Genomic DNA, 3666 nt, shown 5'->3' on the forward strand with positions numbered 1-3666 from the left:
GGTGGCCATCGACCCGCAAAGCGGCGGCGTGCTGGCCTTTCTGTCCAAGCCGGGCTTCGACCCCAATCTGTTCATCGACGGTATCGACAGCCAAAGCTGGGCCGCGCTCAACAACGACTGGCAAAAGCCGATGATCAACCGCGCCCTGCGCGGCACCTATCCGCCCGGCTCCACCTTCAAGCCCTTCATGTCGATGGCGGCGCTGGAAACCCACTCCATCGGCATGCACGATATCCGCCCGGCACCCGCCTTCTTTACCCTGCCCGGCTCCAGCCACCAGTTCCGCGACAGCAACAAGAACGGCAACGGCTCGGCCAATCTGGCTAAGGCCATCCAGGTGTCCAGTGATACCTTTTTCTACAAGCTGGCCTGGGATATGGGCATCGACAAGATCGCCCCCACCGTCGGCCAGTTTGGCCTGGGCCGCCCCACCGGCATCGATCTGGACGGCGAGGCCAGTGGCGTGCTGCCGACCAAGGAATGGAAGGCCAAGCGCTTTGCCCGTTACAAGGAAGAATACCGCCGCTGGTATCCGGCCGATGTGGTGAGCATCGGCATCGGCCAGGGCTTCAACGCCTATACCCCGCTGCAAATGGCCAATGCGGTGGCCATCCTGGCCAATGACGGCGTGGCCTACAAGCCGCACCTGGTACAGGAAGTGGTGGACGCCAAGAGCGGCAAGAGCCGGCTGGTCGAAGCCAAGCCGGATCGCATCCTGCCCTTCAAGCAGGAAAACTTCGAATATGTGAAATCCGCCATGCAATCGGTGCTGAAACCGGGCGGTACCGCCTGGCGGCTGGGTATCGGCCTGCCCTATACCATGGCCGGCAAGACCGGTACTGCCCAGGTGGTGGCCATCAAGCAGGGGGCCAAGTACAACGCCTCTGCCCTGGCCGAGCAATACCGCGACCACTCCTGGTTTGTCGCCTTTGCCCCGGTGGACAAGCCGCGCATTGCCGTGGCCATCATCGTGGAAAACGCCGGCTTCGGCGCGGCAGCGGCAGCGCCGATTGCGCGCGGCCTGTTTGATTACTACATGACGGGCAAGGTCCCCAACTCCATCAGCGGAGACATGAAGACCGTGCCAATGGATACTGCCGATGACTCTGCAGCCACATCTGATTAGGCGGCTGTGGCTGGCGATCAAGGCTCCGCTTGATGGCCCGCTGATGCTGTTCCTGGGACTGATCTTCGCCCTCAGCCTGGTGGTGCTGTATTCCGCCAATAACCAGGGCCTGGACAAGATCGACAACAAGCTGGTCTACACCCTGCTGTCGCTCACCATCATGTGGCTGCTGGCGCGCAGCCGGCCGCAAAGCATCATGAACTTTGCCCCGCCCATCTATGGCATTGGCGTGGTGCTGCTGCTGGCGGTGCATTTCAAGGGCGTGACGGTCAACGGCTCCACCCGCTGGCTGGAACTGGGCATCACCCGTATCCAGCCTTCGGAAATCATGAAGATCGCCCTGCCGATGATGCTGGCCTGGTTCTTCCAGAAGTACGAGCTCTCCATGCGCTGGTGGCACTACCTGGTGGCGGCGGTGATGATCGCCATTCCCTGCGCGCTGGTCCTGAAACAGCCGGACCTGGGCACCACCATGCTGATCGCCGCCTCCGGCTTTTTCGTGCTGTTCTTCGTCGGCCTGCCGTGGAAGGTGATTCTGGGCGGCATGGTGGCAGCCGGGGCCAGCATGCCGGTGGTGTGGAATATGCTGCACGATTACCAGCGCCGCCGGGTAATGACCATGATCGATCCGATGGAAGACCCGCTGGGCGCCGGTTATCACATCATCCAGTCGATGATTGCCATCGGTTCCGGCGGGCCCTGGGGCAAGGGCTGGCTTAACGGCACCCAGACCCACCTGGACTACATTCCGGAACGCACCACCGACTTCATTTTCGCGGTGTATTCGGAAGAATTCGGCCTGATCGGCAATATCGTGCTGGTGATTCTCTACACCCTGGTGCTCAGCCGCGCCATGATGATCACCGCCGGCGCACAAACCCTGTATGGCCGCGCCATGGCCGGTGCCATCACCCTGTCCTTCTTCGTCTATGCCTTCGTCAACATGGGCATGGTGGCCGGCATTCTGCCCGTGGTGGGCGTGCCACTGCCCTTTGTCTCCTACGGCGGTACCGCCACCGTCACCCTGTTTGTCGGCATGGGCATGCTGATGAGCATAGGCAACGCCCGGCGCTGAGCGCCGGTCAGCCATTCCCACCACAGCCGGGGGCCTGTTTGCCCCCGTTTCCATGCGCTGCTGTTGCCGGCAGACTGCGTCTTCCTGTAGAAATAGAGCCACAACTCCAATCGAGCGTTTGCGCCATGACGCAAGGCCATCTACGAGGAAGACATCATGCAATTCGACGTGCAACTGCTGCTATTGGCACTGGCACCACTGTTTCTGGCCTGCATGGGCTGGGAGCTGTATTACTGGCGGCGGCAGGGCCGCAGTGATATCTACGACTGGCGCGACAGCCTGTGCAATGCCTGTCTCGCCCTGCTGCATCAGGCCGCCGACAAGCTGGCCTGGCTGCTGGTGCTGCCGCTGTATGGCTGGCTCTACCAGCAACACCGCCTGTTCAACTTTTCTGCCAGCTGGCTCAGCTTTGTTGGCCTGTTTCTGGCGCAGGATTTCCTCTATTACTGGTTTCACCGCGCCAGCCACCGCATACGCTGGCTGTGGGCGGCGCATAGCGTGCACCACAGCTCGACGCGGATGAATTTTTCCACGGCCTTTCGCCAGAGCCTGATGTATCCGCTGGCCGGCATGTGGGCCTTCTGGCTGCCGCTGGCCTGGCTGGGTTTCCCGCCACAGCAGGTGATCGGCGTGGTGCTGCTGAATCTGGCCTTCCAGTTTTTCGTGCATACCCAGGCCATTCCCAAGCTGGGCTGGCTGGAATATGTGTTCAACACCCCGTCCATCCACCGCAGCCACCACGCACGCAATCCCTGCTATATCGACCGCAACTATGCCGGCGTGCTGTGTATCTGGGACCGGCTGTTTGGCAGCTTTGTGGCCGAACGCGACGATGAACCCTGCGACTATGGCACGGTCAAGCCGGTGAACAGCGTCAACCCGCTATGGGTCAGCCTGGTGGAATGGCGCGACATGCTGCGCGAAGCCTGGCAGGCTGATGGCTGGCGCAGCAGGCTGGTCCTGCTGCTGGGCGCGCCGGAACAGGCCGCAGCCCTCACCCGGGCAGCAGGCCCCAGCGCCACAGACCATACACCACAAAACTGACCACGATGGCCAGCAAGGTCTTGCCGCTTTTCCAGGCCACCAGCGCGGCGACGATGATGCCGGGCAGATAGGCATTGCCCAGGCTGAGATCCACCGTGCCGGCCGGAGCCAGTGCCATGGGCACCACCAGCGCGGACAACACGGCCGGCGGCACATAGTGCAGCGCGCGGTTCAGCCACTCGGGAAAAGCCAGGCGCTGGCCGAATACCAGAAAGCTGGCGCGAATCAATACGGTGAGCAGCATCATGCCGCTGATGGCAAGCCAGTGATTCATGCTGCCTGCTCCTTGCGCCTGGCCCACCGCTCCAGCAGCAGACCGCTCAGCACCCCGGCCAGCGCCGCCAGCATCAGGTCCAGCTTGTAAGGCAGGCCGCGCCCCAGCATGGCGACCACGCCAGCCGCCACGGCGGCCCCCAGCGCC

General features: G+C 62.6%; 4 protein-coding genes. 3 read left to right on the forward strand and 1 reads right to left on the reverse strand.

From position 1 onward, the window contains the following. From JHD64_RS20865 to JHD64_RS20875, 3 genes are all read left to right on the forward strand, one after another. The coding region (locus JHD64_RS20865) for a penicillin-binding transpeptidase domain-containing protein (protein ID WP_255524412.1) at window positions 1-1126 on the forward strand (1126 nt) is incomplete at its 5' end. Next, window positions 1101-2201 (forward strand): rod shape-determining protein RodA, encoded by a 1101-nt coding sequence (gene rodA / locus JHD64_RS20870; protein WP_193394263.1) that lies wholly within the window; start codon window positions 1101-1103, stop codon window positions 2199-2201. The genes JHD64_RS20865 and rodA, both read left to right, overlap by 26 nt. 156 nt (window positions 2202-2357) lie before the next feature. After that, window positions 2358-3245, forward strand: a complete 888-nt coding sequence (locus tag JHD64_RS20875) for a sterol desaturase family protein (RefSeq protein ID WP_199055510.1) — start codon at window positions 2358-2360, stop codon at window positions 3243-3245. Here JHD64_RS20875 and JHD64_RS20880 read toward each other — a convergent pair. Then, window positions 3196-3519, reverse strand: coding sequence for an AzlD domain-containing protein (locus JHD64_RS20880; RefSeq protein WP_199055512.1), 324 nt, complete (start codon window positions 3517-3519; stop codon window positions 3196-3198). The genes JHD64_RS20875 and JHD64_RS20880 overlap by 50 nt on opposite strands. Window positions 3520-3666: the final 147 nt, after the last annotated feature.

Origin of the sequence: Aquitalea sp. ASV15 (genome assembly GCF_016429115.1) — a bacterium.
Lineage (GTDB): Bacteria > Pseudomonadota > Gammaproteobacteria > Burkholderiales > Chromobacteriaceae > Aquitalea > Aquitalea magnusonii.

Coding starts and splice junctions, on each gene's coding strand:
- rodA (WP_193394263.1), top strand. CDS start 1,101: ATGACTCTGCAGCCACATCTGATTAGGCGGCTGTGGCTGGCGATCAAG.
- JHD64_RS20875 (WP_199055510.1), top strand. CDS start 2,358: ATGCAATTCGACGTGCAACTGCTGCTATTGGCACTGGCACCACTGTTT.
- JHD64_RS20880 (WP_199055512.1), bottom strand. CDS start 3,519: ATGAATCACTGGCTTGCCATCAGCGGCATGATGCTGCTCACCGTATTG.